The organism is Vibrio sp. 2-Bac 85 (assembly GCF_037546705.1).
Taxonomy (GTDB): domain Bacteria; phylum Pseudomonadota; class Gammaproteobacteria; order Enterobacterales; family Psychromonadaceae; genus Psychromonas.
Map to the genome: position 1 here is coordinate 253,856 of NZ_JALAAB010000001.1, position 15,833 is coordinate 269,688.

At 39.8% G+C, this 15,833-nt stretch carries 14 protein-coding genes; 8 read left to right on the plus strand and 6 right to left on the minus strand.

The genetic code is table 11. From position 1 onward, the window contains the following. Position 1: 1 nt before the first annotated feature. From MT390_RS01125 to MT390_RS01145, 5 genes are all read right to left on the minus strand, one after another. Positions 2–1,186 carry an ABC transporter permease gene (locus MT390_RS01125; protein WP_166368370.1) on the minus strand — a complete coding sequence of 395 codons (1,185 nt, stop codon included), beginning with the start codon at positions 1,184–1,186 and terminating at the stop codon, positions 2–4. Between the two features lie 84 nt (positions 1,187–1,270). Then, a complete protein-coding gene (locus tag MT390_RS01130; protein WP_499439122.1) occupies positions 1,271–2,221 on the minus strand; it encodes a sugar ABC transporter substrate-binding protein in 951 nt (316 codons plus the stop codon). 802 nt (positions 2,222–3,023) lie between these two features. Further along, positions 3,024–3,782 carry a sulfite exporter TauE/SafE family protein gene (locus tag MT390_RS01135; RefSeq protein ID WP_166368374.1) on the minus strand — a complete coding sequence of 253 codons (759 nt, stop codon included), beginning with the start codon at positions 3,780–3,782 and terminating at the stop codon, positions 3,024–3,026. 271 nt (positions 3,783–4,053) lie between these two features. Beyond that, the gene (locus MT390_RS01140; protein ID WP_499439124.1) at positions 4,054–5,562 is read right to left on the minus strand and encodes a CoA-acylating methylmalonate-semialdehyde dehydrogenase; all 1,509 of its coding nucleotides are present in this window, start codon (positions 5,560–5,562) and stop codon (positions 4,054–4,056) included. A gap of 105 nt (positions 5,563–5,667) precedes the next feature. Beyond that, positions 5,668–7,638 carry a bifunctional 5-dehydro-2-deoxygluconokinase/5-dehydro-2-deoxyphosphogluconate aldolase gene (locus MT390_RS01145; protein ID WP_166368378.1) on the minus strand — a complete coding sequence of 657 codons (1,971 nt, stop codon included), beginning with the start codon at positions 7,636–7,638 and terminating at the stop codon, positions 5,668–5,670. Positions 7,639–8,087: 449 nt separating this feature from the next. Here MT390_RS01145 and MT390_RS01150 point away from each other — a divergent pair, with 449 nt between their 5' ends. Continuing rightward, positions 8,088–8,915, plus strand: coding sequence for a MurR/RpiR family transcriptional regulator (locus MT390_RS01150; RefSeq protein ID WP_166368380.1), 828 nt, complete (start codon positions 8,088–8,090; stop codon positions 8,913–8,915). Positions 8,916–8,924: 9 nt separating this feature from the next. Here MT390_RS01150 and MT390_RS01155 read toward each other — a convergent pair whose 3' ends face one another. Next, a complete protein-coding gene (locus tag MT390_RS01155) occupies positions 8,925–9,341 on the minus strand; it encodes a group II truncated hemoglobin (RefSeq protein WP_166368382.1) in 417 nt (138 codons plus the stop codon). A 401-nt stretch (positions 9,342–9,742) separates the two neighbouring features. Here MT390_RS01155 and MT390_RS01160 point away from each other — a divergent pair, with 401 nt between their 5' ends. The 7 genes from MT390_RS01160 to MT390_RS01190 all read left to right on the plus strand — a co-directional run bounded on the left by MT390_RS01160 (position 9,743) and on the right by MT390_RS01190 (position 15,833). Next, entirely contained in the window at positions 9,743–10,534 is a 792-nt protein-coding gene (locus tag MT390_RS01160; RefSeq protein WP_166368384.1) for a transporter substrate-binding domain-containing protein, read from the plus strand. 15 nt (positions 10,535–10,549) lie between these two features. Further along, positions 10,550–11,218, plus strand: coding sequence for an amino acid ABC transporter permease (locus MT390_RS01165; protein WP_299666707.1), 669 nt, complete (start codon positions 10,550–10,552; stop codon positions 11,216–11,218). Positions 11,219–11,230: 12 nt separating this feature from the next. Beyond that, the gene (locus MT390_RS01170; RefSeq protein WP_166368388.1) at positions 11,231–11,881 is read left to right on the plus strand and encodes an amino acid ABC transporter permease; all 651 of its coding nucleotides are present in this window, start codon (positions 11,231–11,233) and stop codon (positions 11,879–11,881) included. Next, on the plus strand, positions 11,868–12,596 hold the full coding sequence (locus MT390_RS01175) for an amino acid ABC transporter ATP-binding protein (RefSeq protein ID WP_299666700.1): 729 nt from the start codon (positions 11,868–11,870) through the stop codon (positions 12,594–12,596). Before MT390_RS01170 ends, MT390_RS01175 begins: the two co-directional genes overlap by 14 nt. Before the next feature lie 46 nt (positions 12,597–12,642). Continuing rightward, positions 12,643–13,461, plus strand: coding sequence for a MurR/RpiR family transcriptional regulator (locus MT390_RS01180; protein ID WP_166368392.1), 819 nt, complete (start codon positions 12,643–12,645; stop codon positions 13,459–13,461). A 42-nt stretch (positions 13,462–13,503) separates the two neighbouring features. Next, positions 13,504–14,505: a bile acid:sodium symporter family protein gene (locus MT390_RS01185; protein ID WP_166368979.1), complete on the plus strand. Its 1,002-nt coding sequence runs from the start codon at positions 13,504–13,506 to the stop codon at positions 14,503–14,505. A gap of 92 nt (positions 14,506–14,597) precedes the next feature. After that, the gene (locus MT390_RS01190) at positions 14,598–15,833 is read left to right on the plus strand and encodes an amidase family protein (protein ID WP_499439127.1); all 1,236 of its coding nucleotides are present in this window, start codon (positions 14,598–14,600) and stop codon (positions 15,831–15,833) included.

The window sequence follows — 15,833 nt, forward strand, 5'->3', positions numbered from 1 at the left end:
ACTATTTCTCCCCTGTGATCATGCGACGTATATAAGTATTCAGTATTACTGCAAACAACAAGATTGCGCCGAGGAATACTCTAAATAGAGAGCTTTCAACACCAGCAAAGAATAAACCTTGTTGTACTACTCCGAAAATAATTGCACCTAGTGCAGCACCGATAACAGAGCCGTAACCACCAGTTAATAATGCGCCACCAATAACCACTGAAATAATGGCTTCAAATTCTTTTAATAGACCACGGTCTGCACCAGCTGAACCGAACTCAATAACTTGTGATGTTGCAAAAACACAGGCACAAAATGCCGTAAACATGAACATTAAGATTTTAACGCGATTAACTGGTACACCAACATAAGTGGCCGCTTGTGCGTTGCCGCCTGAAGCGAAAATCCAGTTACCAAATTTTGTTTTTGTTAATAACCAATGACCGAATACAAGTAATATTAAAGCCCAGACCATTAACATTGGGATGCCTTCTACAACTGGTTGTCCTTTTTTGAAACCACGCTCAAAGGTTTCAATCCAACCGTTATCACCCATCCATTGAAATAAACCAGTGAATACTTTGCCGCCAAATACAGGGGCAAGCCAATCACCTTGTGCAGCATCTTTAATGCCACCGACAATGGTTTTATTGGTGGTAGAAATTGCAGCAAAGATAGTTAAACCACGAAGAATAAATAAGAAAGCTAAAGTAACGATGAAACTAGGTAATCCAGTTTTAATCACTAACCAACCACTTAATGCACCGATTCCCATGCATAAAATGAACGTTGCGATAATGGCCACCCACATCGGTAAACCAAAAACGACGGAGAGTAGCGCAATTGACATGCCGCTGAACCCAATCATTGACCCTACTGATAAGTCGAACTCACCAGCTATCATTAATAAACAAGCACCTACTGCAATAATAATAAATTGCGATGAAACAATTGACCAGTTCATGACACCCGCAGCAGAAAACATGCCCGAGTCGCTTGCAGTCAATAAGAAAAATAAAAATACCAATATGGTCCCACAAATCCCGCCTAATTCAGGTCTAATCAATGCTTGTCGAAAACTTGACCTATTTTTAACACGCTCATCCGGTTTTGTTTTACCTAGTTCGTTTGATTTTTCTGACACAGGCTTCTCCGGTTTTACGCTGCTCATGGATTGTGTTGATGTGATTTCATTCATCTGTTGGCCTCTAAAAAATTTTAAATTGAGATGGTTTGAGGTAAAGGCAAGCACCATCATAGTGCTGCCTTATTAATTTAGATTTTAACGATATTCACCCGCGTATTTTTCAACTAAAGCTAAGCCGTCTTTTGTTACAAAGCCAGGGCCTGAATTGATATTGTTACCAGGTAATACCCCATAACGGTCATAGTTCGTTAGCAGTACTACAGGTAGGTAAGCTTGTAGGAAGGGTTGTTGATCAATGCCCCAGTTGATGATGCCAGATTTAATGGCTTTTACTATATTCTCACCAAGGTCAAAGGTACCGAAGTAGATATCACCAGCATAACCATTTTCTTGTAATGCTAAGATAGTTGGATCAGCAGAAGTAGGACCTAAGGTTAAGATCGCATCAACTTTAGGATGTGAGCTCAAGTAAGCTAATACACGGTTTTTAATTTCAGAAGGATCTTGGCCACTGTCTAGCATTGAATCACCCAGTTTTACACCAAGGCCTTCAGCAAAACCACGACAACGTTCACCAACTACGGCATTAGAGATAGCATGGTTAACACAAACAAATGATTTAATACCATCACCTTTTGCACGTAAACCCGCTGCAAAACCTGCATCAAACTCTGGTTGGCCAACAAACATCAATGCACCAACTTCACGCGCTTGTGCTGGTGTGCCAGAGTTCATGATGATCACGTTAATACCTTGGTCAACTGCACTTCTAATTGGACCGCTTAATACGTCAAAGTCAGCAAGCGTAGTAATAATACCGTCTGGCTTAGAAGCCGTTGCTTGCTCTATAATACGCGCCATGTCTGCAAGGTCACCTGTTGGTGGGTTACGATATTCAACTTCAACCCCCATTTGTTTACCTGCTAATGTCACACCATTTTTTACTGTATTCCACCAGCTATCTGAATCAGGTGCGTGGCTTACTAAGACATAACGCTCTGCAGAGGCTGTCATAGATGTCAGTGCAAGTGGTGCTGCTAATGCGACTGACATAACCGCTGCAGTTAATAATTTAAACTTTTTCATTAAGACTCTCCTAAATAGTACTTTGGGTTTAAAAATGAAGTTTACTTATAAACATAAGTTCTAATAATACGAAGAGCTAAACCTCACTCTCAATTGACTATTAGAAGCTGTTATTTACCTTTCTTGAGTGGTCATACTCACTTTATAAAAAGATGAATCATGACTGAAACAAGAAGTGAAAAATTATTTTCATAAAAGAACAACCACATACTAATCTTTCAAATCTAGTTAGGCTACAGCTTAAAACTCAATTGTTGCATAATTGTTAACCACGTCGAGTTTAAGCAATAAAGCAGGCTTAAAAACCACTTCAACCCCCTAAAAATGGATAAAAAGTGTCATTTATCGCTGTATCAGCCATAAAAACACACCGTATTGTGCTTTATAGTGCCCCCAATCAACAGTAGCAGGCCTTCGGTCGCGACAAATAATAATGGAAAAATATTTTTCAAAACAAGAGTAAATATTTATAAAAACAGTTGTATTACTATATAGGGAGGTAAAAAAAGAGGGGTTTATAGTTTAGAATAGAGAGCCATAAAGCTAAAACTGACACTCAATAGCCGAAGAATTTGACACTGCTAACATTTTTAACGTTTAACACTAAAAAACAGGCAATATCGGTGTTAGAACAAGGCGAATAAAAATCACTATAAAACTTTAAAAAATACTGAAGAGTAATAATATAAAGCCTATTTAACAATGTATTAGCCATGGATTAGCCATAGATCAACCATCGATTAGTGAGCAATTAAAATTACTAATGAAAATAAAAACGACACAATCAGCACTAAAAAATCTGCTAGGATAAAAACCAATGAGTCCCGCCATCCCAAAATAATTTACATCCAGAAAGAAACAGAAATAGATAACATAGTCGATATACTAAGGCTTGGCTTATTTTATGTAATAACATAATGCCAACTTTTACTCCCACCGGCCCTAGGGGCATTAGCACTAAAGACGTCATCAAATTAGTTGAATCAAACTCACCTAATAACGTATATGGGATTAACTTAAACAGATTGATGATGGCAAACAATACCGCCATGCTGGCAATTAACACCACTTTATTTAGCTGCAACGGTAACAAATATATACTTGCAGGGCCGCCACCAGCATGTAACGCAGTACTAGAAAACCCGCTCATTATGCTCCAGAACCAAGCACTAATAAGCCCTCCTTTATGTTGATTTTTGCCACCTTTAATTACATATTGTAAGCAGAATAATAACGATAAACCGCCAATCACCACTTTTAAACCAGGCTCAGAGATCACACTCAAAAACATGCCTGCGATTGCAACCCCAATAATCGAACCCGGTAGCATGCGTTTTAAAATACGATAATCGGCATTGCGGTAATGTTGCTTAACGGCAAAGAAGTCCATTAAACATAGAATAGGCAATAGGATAGCTGCTGCTTGTGTCGGTGCAATGGTCATCGCCATTAATGGCACGGCTATGATGCCCAGTGCGCCACCTAATCCACCTTTGCCAATGCCATATATAAAAACAGCGGGGATCGCAGTGGCGTAAAACCAAGGGTCTGTAACGATCATCGGCGAGTTACCTTATAAATGACATAAATGATAAAAGTAGCGTATTCATCAAATACAAAATAAATACAAAAAAACAGCGCTTAGGTTATTTTCCTAGCGCTGTTTGTTATTAGCAATGAATTAGGCTTAACCTCAACTCGGGGTAATGAAAATTCAATTCAATTAATAATCAACTGGTTACAATTTATCAGTATACAATGTTGATAGTTTTGTTTAGTTCAAGACATATCACGAGCTTACGTTACTTACCTAGATTACTTATTTAGGTTACTTACATAGTCGGCATCGCAAAGCTGCTTTCATGATCTTCTAAACGTACACTTGCAGGCCAACGACTAGTCACGGTTTTCATACGCGTATAAAAGCGCACACCATCACTACCATGTACATTTAACGGGCCAAATACCGAACGCTTCCAACCACCAAAGCTATGGAATGCCATAGGTACTGGGATCGGTACATTTACACCGACCATGCCAGCTAATACATTTTCACTAAACTCACGTGCAGTTTCACCATCACGCGTAAAGATAGCGGTACCATTACCGTATTCATTACGATTAATTAACTCAAGTGCAGTTTGGTAATTTGGTACTCTCACTATTGCGAGCACGGGACCAAAAATTTCTTCTTGATAAATAGTCATCTCTGGAGAAACATTATCGAATAAAGTAGGACCAACAAAATAACCAGCTTCATGCCCTTTAATCGAAACATCACGGCCATCAACTAATAACGAAGCACCCTGTTGTTCACCAGTACTAATAAAGTCACAAATTTTTGCTTTATGTTGCGCAGTAACAACTGGCCCCATATCATTTTCTGGTCCATCAACAATACCTGGCCCTACACGCATTGCTTGGATCTGTACTTTTAATTTATCAATCAATTGTTCTGCTGTTTCATCACCCACGGCAACGACAACAGATAACGCCATGCAACGTTCACCGGCAGAACCATAAGCAGCGCCCATAATGGCATTCGTTGCCATATCAAGATCTGCATCAGGCATTAATAAACAATGATTTTTTGCACCACCAAGTGCTTGGCAACGCTTGCCATGAGCAGAAGCTGTACTATAGATATATTCCGCTATCGGTGTTGAGCCTACAAAACTAACGGCTTGCACTCGATGATCAGTCAGTAACACATCCACCGCTTGTTTATCACCATTCACCACATTAAAGACACCATCGGGTAACCCTGCTTGCTTTAATAACTCAGCTAACTGCAGTGCTAAAGACGGATCTTTTTCTGAAGGTTTTAACACAAAGGTATTGCCCGTTGCTAACGCGATCGGGAACATCCACATCGGCACCATCGCCGGAAAATTAAAAGGTGTAATGCCAACGCAAACCCCTAATGGTTGCATCAAAGAATGGCTATCAACACCGGTACCCACGTTGGCGGAGTGCTCACCTTTTTGTAAATGAGGAATACCACAGGCATATTCAACAACTTCTAAACCACGCGTGACTTCACCCATTGCATCGGAAAGTACTTTACCGTGTTCACTGGAAATCAAGGCGGCCAACTTTTCTTTATTCGTTTCTAATAAGGCTTTAAAAGCAAACATCACTCGAGATCGTTTAAGCGGTGAAGTTTTTGACCAAGCAGGAAAAGCTTGTTCTGCAGCGATGATTGCAGCTGTTGTTTCAGCTTCATCACTGAGCACGACTTGCTTGGTTTGCTCGCCTGTAGCAGGGTTAAATACCGGTGAAAAACGCTGACTATGACTGGCACTTACTTGACCATTAATAAAGTTTTGAATGGTTTCCATGAACAATTTCCTTAAAAACTAACTACGAATAATATGAAAGCTCAATAATGATGTTGTGACCTTGTATCGCTATTGAACTTAATGTCTGAATCACTAATAATAATTTTATGCCGCACTACCATCTACACTCACAGCACCATTCGCCTTCACAACACCATCTTGATTGGGTTGATTGCGTTGCTGCCAAGATTGAATAATTGCGTGGTAATTACTTTTAATTTGTTTGATTAAGGTCTTATCATCAATATCGTTTGCTAACCAAGCTTGTGATGGCGCAGAAAAGATGGTGCGCCCTATGGCAAATCCTTTAACCCAAGGACAAGTTGCAGCGATAGCAAAACCTGCTTTTAATTGTTCAGCCGGTGCATCTAAACCTAATAAAACCACACCACGACAATGTGCATCGTTTGTTTCGATCAAGTCACTTACTTGCTGCCATGATGCAGCACTCAGCGGTGGTAGCTTCCACCAATCCGGTTTCACTCCCAGTTGATAAAAGTCAGCAACTAACTGTACATAATGGACATCATCCTGTGGCATCTCTTTTGGCAAGATCACCTCTAGCAATAATTCGTGACCAGAAAGGCAACAGGCTTTATACACTTCTTGCACGGTTTGTTGTTGTGCTAGTTGCATTTCAGCGCTGTCTTGAGGATGACAAAAAACTAAACATTTAACGACGTGTTCCAGCGGCCACGTTGTAAGTTGTGAACCTATATTGCCATGTTCAAGCGCTAATGGACGCGAACCAGGTAATTCGATAGGACGACCAATCCAACAATCGCTACCCGTTGCGTGATTCAATACTGTTTGTCCAAAGCGGCTATCGGATAAAATGCCCGCTTTACCTTCTAAATTGGCTTCTTTAGCAACTTCTTGGCTGGCTTTAAATATCAGCTCTTTTAATACGGGAATACGCCCAAGATCCGCTCCAGACTGTTCAGCCATATCGACTAATTGACTACGATGATCAAAAGCTAATACACATAACTCATGCCACTCTTTTCTGCGTGTAGTAACGCGATGAAGATGATTTAATTCAAGGTCTAAATCAGGACGAAGTACTTGATCTGCTCTTTCTAAATAATTATCTAGCTCTTCTTTAGAGGGCATAGCAGGTGCGCAGCCATGACGCGATACAACCAGCGCACCACAAGCATTGGCATATGCACAAGATTTCAACCAACCTTCATTATTTAAATAACCACGTAATAATCCGGACATAAAGGCATCACCAGCACCTAGCACGTTTAAAACATCCACACGCACACCTTCAATGGTGATCCCATCGTCCAGTGCTTTAGGGATAGTGCCAGAAAAAACAGAGCAACCTAATGGGCCGCGTTTACAAACTAATTCAGCTTGGCTGACTGCGCGAACTCCACGCAACGCGGCTATCGAATCGGTAGAACCACCAGCAATATGAAATTCTTCTTCGGTGCCTACTATTAGGTCGAATAAATGCAACACATCTTGTAATTGTTGTGTCACAGAAGATGAAGCAATAAAACGAGTTTCCCCGTCACCTAAAGAAGTAAGTCCCCATAAAATAGGACGATAATCGATATCTAATGCAGTTTTCACCCCATGACGGCGAGCATATTTTAATGCAGTTAACACTGCTTCTCGCGTTTGAGGATTGGATAAGTGCGTTCCAGTAATTGCCAGGCAACGAGCAGAAGCAATATATTCTTCGCTAACATCTTCAGCGGTGATCGCCATATCAGCACAGTTATCGCGATAAAAAATCAGTGGGAATGTTTCAGTATCTTTAATGCCCAATACAACTAATGCAGTTAAACGCTCTTTATCGGTAATTAAATGGCTAGTATCCACACCTACAGCGTCCAACTCTTCCTTTAAAAATCGCCCCATATGTTCATCACCAACACGTGCAAGCATAGAAGACTTTAATCCTTGGCGAGCAGTCCCGTAAGCAACATTGCCCGAAGAGCCTCCCAAGTATTTTGAAAATGACCCCATGTCTTCAAGGCGAGCACCTATTTGCTGTCCATATAAATCGACCGCAACACGGCCCATACAAATGAGGTCTAGTTTCTTGTTTTCAGCTTGCATTATGTTGTGCTCCATTATTTGACAACGTCTCTGGTTGATAGCATTGGTCGCATTTGTAAATAAACAATACGCTTATGCCAACAACAAAAAGTCGAGAACTTAGTGCAGTTAATGATCAAAGAGATGCTCTTTTATTAACCATGCAGGCATACTATGAAATAAATGTTTCACTTTCAAGTTAAATGAAAACTTTATTTCATTTTTAATAAGGCAATGTGATGGGTGTTTTAGAAAAAGAGAAAATTAAAATTTAAAAAATAAATAAAAAACATTAAATATCAATAGTTAATAATAAATTTTGCATTTCAAAATTAAATGAACTATTTATTTCATTAATTTAACTTTTTGAAATAATATATTCATAAATTAGGTGTGTAGGCTAACAGCCCCTATAATTAACCTTTCGATTATGTCGTCAACATTAATAAAGTGAAATAAAGGGAAGTAACATGACCGTAGCTACTAATATCGCACAATTACAACAGCAGATTCGTACTCGCTATGGTGATTTAAGCAAACGATTACAACAAGTTGCTTCTTATGTATTAGACAATAACAACAGCTTAGCTTTTGATACGATTGCCGTCATCGCGACCCAAGCCGATGTTCCTCCTTCAACTTTGATCCGTTTTGCAAAAGCCTTTGGGTTTAGTGGATTTAATGAAGTAAAACAATTATTTAGACGAGATTTAATTGAAGAAACAAGTAATTATACGGATCGTGCTAGGCTACTAAAAGAACACGAACCTTTGCAAACAGAGCGCGGTAAACCGCTACATATCTTACAACAGTTTGCACTGGTCAATTCACAGGCAATGCATCAACTTGCAGCTCAAACATCACAGCAACAGTTAGAAATGGCCGTCGACATATTAAATAAAGCTGACAATATTTATATTGTTGGTTTAAGGCGCTCATTCAGTATCGCTACTTACTTAACCTATGCATTACGTCATGCGCAACGCCGCGCATTTTTAATTGATGGGTTGGGGGGAATGTTTAACGAGCAGTTATCAATGCTTGGTGTAAACGATCTTGTGTTATCGATTAGCTTCAGTCCCTATGCACAGGAAACAATCACGCTAAGTGAAGCTGCCTCAAAGGCCGGCGCTAAACAAATCATTATTACCGATAGTCAAACTAGCCCACTCATGCCGTACAGTGATGTTTGCTTTATTATTAATGAAGGTAAAGTCGATACGTTCAGGTCTCAGTCTGCATCACTATGTTTAGTGCAATCGTTAGCCGTTGCATTAGCGTTTAATGATGATGAATAAAGTAAACGATTAGCCTCGACCGCAGGCCATTCGAATTCTTGCTGCAGGTATCGATAACTGCTCTAACAAATAAACTTTAAAGGCCGCTTCATAGGGTTGTTGATCAATCGCTTTTTCCATACATAAAAGCCAAGCATTACTTTCTTCTATGCCAACAGATAAATGCTGATGCGCCGCCGGAATATTAATGCTGCCATAATTTTCAGCATATAATTTAGGGCCACCCAACCAACCCGACAAAAAGTATGCGAGCTTTTTCTTTGACTCAAAAAGGTCGCTACTGTGCATCGCTCTTACTTTTTTTGCTTCAGGAAAGTTATCCATATTGATGTAAAAATCATCAACCAGTTTAGAAATACCTGCTAACTTCCCTGCCATAGTGTACGAGTTATCACCTACACCATATTCCATACTAGAATTAATCATAAACTGAAACCTATTAAGCTACTTAGTATTAATATATGGCTGATAATAACCTACTTTAACGCTGATTTGATTATCCACCCTCGCCTTTATTGATCCAATAATAAATTGTTGGTTAATCGCGTAACAATTAATACACCCAAGCAAAACATCTCCCCTGCTCTACTGATAGCTATTTATTATGCTTTTTCTGATTCAGCTTCGCCCTATTGCAGTGCATCGATTGCATCACTTGCACCAACACGGAAAGACATAAGCGAATAAAATATTTATCTCAAACAAAAAACAAACATAAGCAACTGTTTTTATTGAAATTAAAAAATATAACGTGAGTGGCACAATCGTTGCAAAATAAAAACAAAGAGTTCCGATCGTTTCATTTAAATAAAATATGGAGATACAATATGAAATTTTTAAAGGTTTTATCTAGCTTAGTTTTATCCACCTCTTTACTGTTTTCAGCACAAGCAGTACAGGCAGATAAATTAGCAGATATTAAACAATCGTCAGTACTTAGAGTGGCAGTGCCCCAAGATTTCCCTCCTTTTGGCTCTGTTGGAACAGATTTACAGCCACAGGGTTACGATATTGATATGGCTAAGTACCTTGCCAAAGAATTAAACGTAAAGCTGGAATTAATCCCCGTTACAAGCGCAAACCGTATCCCTTATTTACAAACCGGTAAAGTTGACCTCGTTATTTCAAGCATGGGCAAAAACCCTGCACGTGAAAAAGTGGTCGATTTCAGTGAAGCTTACGCACCCTTTTTCCTAGGTGTCTTTGGAACCGCTGACGAGCAAGTTAGCAGTGCAGAAGATCTTGCTGGTAAAACAATTGGTGTAACACGTGGTTCAGTAGAAGATCTTGAGTTAAGTAAGTTAACTCCTAAAGACACTGTCATTAAACGATTTGAAGATAATAACAGTACTTTGTCTGCTTTTTTATCTGGCCAAGTTAGCTTAATCGCAACCGGTAATTTAGTCGTCACTGAAATTGCAACTCGTTACCCAGACAAAGCTCCACAAACTAAGTTTTTATTACAAAACTCTCCTTGTTATGTCGGTGTTATGAAAGGTGAACAAGCGTTACTTGATAGCGTTAACAGTTTAATTAAAGCCGCTAAGCAAAATGATGTATTAGAAGGACTTTCACAAAAATGGTTAAAAGCGCCATTCCCTGCAGACCTTAAGTCATAAGTTGGAATAAAGACGATGAGCTATCAACTGGATTTTGCAGGTTTAGTTCCTTACCTGCCGCAATTTGCGGCAGGTTTATGGGCCACTATAGAACTCACTGTTATCTCAACACTAGGGGGGTTGTTATTAGGTACTCTTTGCGCACAGGGTCGAATCAGTAAAGATGCATGGTTACGAAGAAGTTGTTCCTGCTATATCGAAATCATTCGTAACACTCCGTTTATTGTGCAGTTATTTTTTATCTTTTTTGGTTTACCTGCTTTAGGGCTCAAGCTTTCAGCTTGGCAAGCCGGCATGTTAGCGATGATCATCAATTTAGGCGCTTATAGTGCAGAAATAATTCGAGCGGGTATTGATGCAGCACCAAAGGGACAATGGGAAGCAGGCCAAACACTTGGTTTAACAAGGCGTCAGGTTTTTTGGCATATCATTTTACTACCAGCTTACCAACGTGTTTATCCAGCGTTAGTCAGTCAATGTATTATCGTCATGCTTGGCTCAGCTGTGGTCTCGCAAATATCCGTTGAGGAATTAACCTTTTCAGCCAACTTTGTGCAATCACGTAGTTTTTTAAGTTTTGAATCTTACATGGTAGCCGCATTAGTTTATTTACTCTTAGCAATATTAATGCGTCAGACGTTTGCATTAATAAAGCGTTTCGCTTTTAAAAACCCGTCTCTGTAGGAGGACTTTAAAATGGTACAGTTTACTGATTGGGATATTTTAAAAAACCTACTACTGGCAGCTCGTTGGACAATTTTATTGTCATTATTAGCGTTTGCAGGTGGTGGTCTATTTGGTTTGATACTAACCCTATTGCGCAGTATGCGTAGCAAAATCACCACTCGAATTATTCAAACTTACGTAGAAATATTCCAAGGTATTCCATTGCTGATGCAATTGTTTTTAACCTTCTTTGGCTTATCGTTAATTGGTATTGAAGTGGATGCTTGGTCTGCCGCAGTCATTTCTTTAACACTGTTTAGTAGTGCCTTTTTTCATGATATTTGGCGAGGTTGTATCGAAGCGTTACCAAAAGGTCAGTGGGAAGCCTGTCGCACACTAGGTTTAACTTATTTACAAACCATGCGTTACGTTATTGTGCCGCAAGCGATGCGCATGTCGATCGCACCTACCGTAGGCTTTTCTGTACAAATAGTTAAAGGTACAGCGCTCGCATCTGTTATTGGTTTTGTTGAGTTAACTAAAGCTGGCACCATGATCAATAATGCCGTTTTTGAACCCTTTAAAGTCTTTGCACTAGTTGCAGTATTGTACTTTCTTATCTGTTTTCCACTTTCTGTTTTAGCTCGCCATTTGGAGAAAAAAAATCATGTCGCTCGTTAGCCTAGATCAAGTCCATAAATACTATGGCGAAAACCACGTATTAAAAGGTGTTGACCTTAAGGTCGAGGCTGGTGAAGTAGTTTCTATCATTGGTCGCAGTGGTTCAGGTAAAAGTACCCTTCTACGCTGTATGAATGGTTTAGAAGCATACCAAAAAGGTGCAGTTATTGTTGATAATCAATCAGTTGAAGACGATGACTATAAATTACGTTTATTAAGTCGTAGTGTGGGAATGGTATTTCAAAACTTTAATCTTTTTCCACATATGACGGTAGGTGAGAACGTGATGCTAGCGACTAAGCTAGTCATGAAAAAGTCTTCTGCAGAAAGTGAAATGTTAGCTAAAGAACTATTAGAGAAAGTTGGACTAGCAGATAAATTCTCAGCTTACCCTGGTAATTTATCTGGAGGCCAACAACAGCGTGTTGCTATTGCTCGCTCACTGGCTATGTCACCTAAAGTTTTATTATGTGATGAGATAACCTCTGCATTAGATCCAGAACTAGTCGGTGAAGTACTAAAAGTATTAGAAAAACTTAAACAAGAAGGTATGACATTAATACTGGTGACACATGAAATGAACTTTGCACGCGATGTTGGCGATAGAGTGGTATTTATGAATCAAGGCCGAGTATGGGAGACAGGTCAAAGTGATGAAGTATTTTCTAACCCACAAACCGAAGAATTACAAAGTTTTCTTGCGGCTGTGAGATGATAGAAAGCTATTTTTACTGCCTATATTAGCCTACAAGGAAGAGTAGATGACCAGCAACAGTCACTCATTGATTGAGCGTATTACTAAACATTACCCAGACTTGACGCCAAATAGTCGTCGCTTAGCCGACTATTTACTGCTGAACCCTGAGAAAGTCCTGATCATGTCAACGAATGACATTGCAGAGGTGTGTTCTGTTTCTAAAACCAGTGTCAGTCGTTTTATTCGTCGCTTAGGCTATGCGGATCATCTTTCTCTTCGTAATGAGTTATTAGCAGTACGCGAAAGAGGCCAACCGGTATTAACAAGTGCATTAGATAACTGCGATTTTCACCAAGAGATTCAAGCTTTAGAGCGCCTACGTGAGCAACTTAAAAGCGTTGATATGAAAGCGATTATTAAACACCTTGCTGAAGCAAAACGTATTAAAATTATTGGTTATCGCAACAGTTACCCTCTGGCGCTTCACTTTAGACAACAGCTGATGCAATGCCGCAGTCATGTAGAACTGCTGCCTTTACCAGGGCAAACTATCGGTGAAGATTTAGCTGCAATTGAAGAAGACGATTTTGTGATTGTGATAGGTATTCGCCGTCGAGTAAGTCACTTTTCAAAAATAATTGAGCAGTTGCAAACACATCAATGTTTATTGATCACGGATCAATCTGGGCAAAAATACGTACAAAGTACCACCCATTCACTGATTTGCCATATGAATAATGAAACGCCTTTAGATAGCTATGCGGTTCCCATGAGTTTAATTTCTCATTTGGTTAATAACACCTATCAATTATTAAATGGTGAAGCGACCAAAGTAAGCAGTAAAATAAGTGTTAATTATTCCAAGCTCAATGAGTTAGAGTAAATATTAAATTAAATAATCAGCCGTAAGAGTAATAATTAAATGATAAATGTTATAAATAAACTTAAAAAAGAGTGGTTTTTAGTGGGCATGGTGATCGCCATTGCGTTAGCTACAATAACCGCTGAACTTGGTAAATCAGGAGGATTAATTCATCTTGATAAACTTACCGGTATCGGTGTTGCGATTGTCTTCTTTTTACATGGTTTAGGGCTTTCCCCTTCTGCGATTAAAGCCGGTGTCAGCAACTGGCGTATGCACATCTACATTCAAGCTGCGACGTTTATTGCTTATCCTCTACTTTGGATCATTTTTGGTGATCTATTGCTAGCTTATATGCCAGCAGCATTAGCATTTGGTTTCTGCTACTTATTCGTTTTGCCAAGCACTATCTCTTCTTCAGTGGCGATGACCAGTGTTGGTAAAGGTAATGTTCCGGGGGCAATTTTTAATGCCTCATTATCTAGTATTCTAGGCATTGTGATCACGCCTCTTTTAATCCAAGCATTCATGGGTTTTGAAGGTGTTGAACTTGATTTAGTCGCTTCTATTACCTCGATTGCTAAGTTACTGTTATTACCAATGATCCTAGGGCAATTAGCGAGACCTTTTTTATTAAAATTTGCGGAAAGACATAAATCAGTAGTGAGCAAGGTTGATAAATACGTCATTTTATTAATCGTTTATAACGCTTTTTGTGACTCTGTTGCGAACGGCATTTGGAGTTCATTCTCAATGCAAATGTTGATCACCTCGATTGCCATTTGTGCAGTGGTATTACTGTGTATGGTTCACCTTATTCAATGGGGAGCTCGCCGTTGTCAATTTCAATTAGCCGATGAAGTAGCGGCGGTATTTTGTGGCACTAAAAAAACACTCGCAGCGGGTATTCCGATGGCGACCGTTATTTTTGGCAGTAATCCCGACTTAGGCATGATCCTATTACCTATCATGCTGTATCACCCGATTCAGATTTTCTACTGCGCAATACTAGCTAGCCGTTATGCCACTCAAAGTGAACAAGTTAAGACGGCCTCTTCACATTAAGTGTTAAGTAGCTTTAAAGATAACAGTAGTAAAAAATAGTGACAAAAAAACAAGGTTAAATAAAGCAGCCTTAAACAGGGAGTACGTTAAACATGGATCACCTAATAACTAAAGACGCAAGTGTTTACTGTACACAAGGGCCCGATAATTTAGCGGCAACTGCTGACGGTGAGCTAAGTGGTTTAACCTTCGTGTTTAAAGATCTATTCGATGTCCAAGGTTATGTCACAGGAGCAGGTAATCCGGCGTGGTTAGCAAGCCATCAACCAGCGCAGCAAAGTGCGAGTTTAATTGAGCGCTTGTTAGCCAATGGTGCAAGCTGCGTCGGCCGCGTTCAAACCGATGAGCTTGCTTACAGTTTAAACGGGCAAAATATCCACTATGGTACGCCCGTTAATCCGCTTGCGCCAAACTGCTTACCGGGAGGATCTTCAAGTGGTAGTGCAGTGGCCGTTGCAAAGGGTGAAGCTGATTTCTCAATCGGCACAGATACTGGCGGTTCAGTGCGCGTTCCTGCCAGTTATTGTGGTCTATTTGGTTTACGCCCAACACTTGGGAAAGTGAGCTTAGATAATGCTTTTCAATTATCAAAAAGCTTTGATACCGCAGGCATTTTCAGCCAAGACTTAAACAAACTAGCGAATGTTTTTTCATTATTAGGTGCTTCAACACAACCGGTAACTGATCCCCAAAAACCGGCAATTACTTTAAAAAAACAAGGACAAGTAGCAAAGAACTTGTACCTAGATAAGACATTACAGCAACAATTCAGTGCGCAAAGGTTGGGTGTATTAAGCCGTTGGTGCCAACAAGCTAATATCACACTGCTAAGCTGTGATCTATTAGCCGACACAGAGCAAACTCTTGATAAGCTGAGTCTATTATTCCGCACTATTCAAGGTTTTGAAATAATTGAGGAGCACGAGGCTTGGTTAACAAAACACGGTGACACCTTAGATCCTTCAATTCTACAACGTGTGATTTGGGCACGTACTATTACGCCCGAACAATATCGTGAAGCTAAAGTACAACAGCAACATTTTAAACGACAATTACTTAGCCAGTTTAATGATATGCAAGGTTTATGGGTGATACCTACCACTCCATCAGGCCCACCAGCGCTGACGATGGCAGGTGAAGCACTAGCTGAATATCGGTCGCAATTAATGGGATTAACCAGCATTGCAGGTTTAGCCGGTTTTCCACAGTTACATCTACCGATACAAAACTTACCAGAAGGACCCTGCGGATTTTCATTGATGGGTATCGATAACCAGGAAGCTGATCTGATCAAAACGGGTCTTAGCTTATGGCAAGGAGAGCAATAA

Coding starts and splice junctions, on each gene's coding strand:
- MT390_RS01150 (WP_166368380.1), top strand. CDS start 8,088: ATGACCGTAGCTACTAATATCGCACAATTACAACAGCAGATTCGTACT.
- MT390_RS01135 (WP_166368374.1), bottom strand. CDS start 3,782: ATGATCGTTACAGACCCTTGGTTTTACGCCACTGCGATCCCCGCTGTT.
- MT390_RS01175 (WP_299666700.1), top strand. CDS start 11,868: ATGTCGCTCGTTAGCCTAGATCAAGTCCATAAATACTATGGCGAAAAC.
- MT390_RS01160 (WP_166368384.1), top strand. CDS start 9,743: ATGAAATTTTTAAAGGTTTTATCTAGCTTAGTTTTATCCACCTCTTTA.
- MT390_RS01170 (WP_166368388.1), top strand. CDS start 11,231: ATGGTACAGTTTACTGATTGGGATATTTTAAAAAACCTACTACTGGCA.
- MT390_RS01145 (WP_166368378.1), bottom strand. CDS start 7,638: ATGCAAGCTGAAAACAAGAAACTAGACCTCATTTGTATGGGCCGTGTT.
- MT390_RS01130 (WP_499439122.1), bottom strand. CDS start 2,221: ATGAAAAAGTTTAAATTATTAACTGCAGCGGTTATGTCAGTCGCATTA.
- MT390_RS01125 (WP_166368370.1), bottom strand. CDS start 1,186: ATGAATGAAATCACATCAACACAATCCATGAGCAGCGTAAAACCGGAG.
- MT390_RS01180 (WP_166368392.1), top strand. CDS start 12,643: ATGACCAGCAACAGTCACTCATTGATTGAGCGTATTACTAAACATTAC.
- MT390_RS01190 (WP_499439127.1), top strand. CDS start 14,598: ATGGATCACCTAATAACTAAAGACGCAAGTGTTTACTGTACACAAGGG.
- MT390_RS01140 (WP_499439124.1), bottom strand. CDS start 5,562: ATGGAAACCATTCAAAACTTTATTAATGGTCAAGTAAGTGCCAGTCAT.
- MT390_RS01165 (WP_299666707.1), top strand. CDS start 10,550: ATGAGCTATCAACTGGATTTTGCAGGTTTAGTTCCTTACCTGCCGCAA.
- MT390_RS01155 (WP_166368382.1), bottom strand. CDS start 9,341: ATGATTAATTCTAGTATGGAATATGGTGTAGGTGATAACTCGTACACT.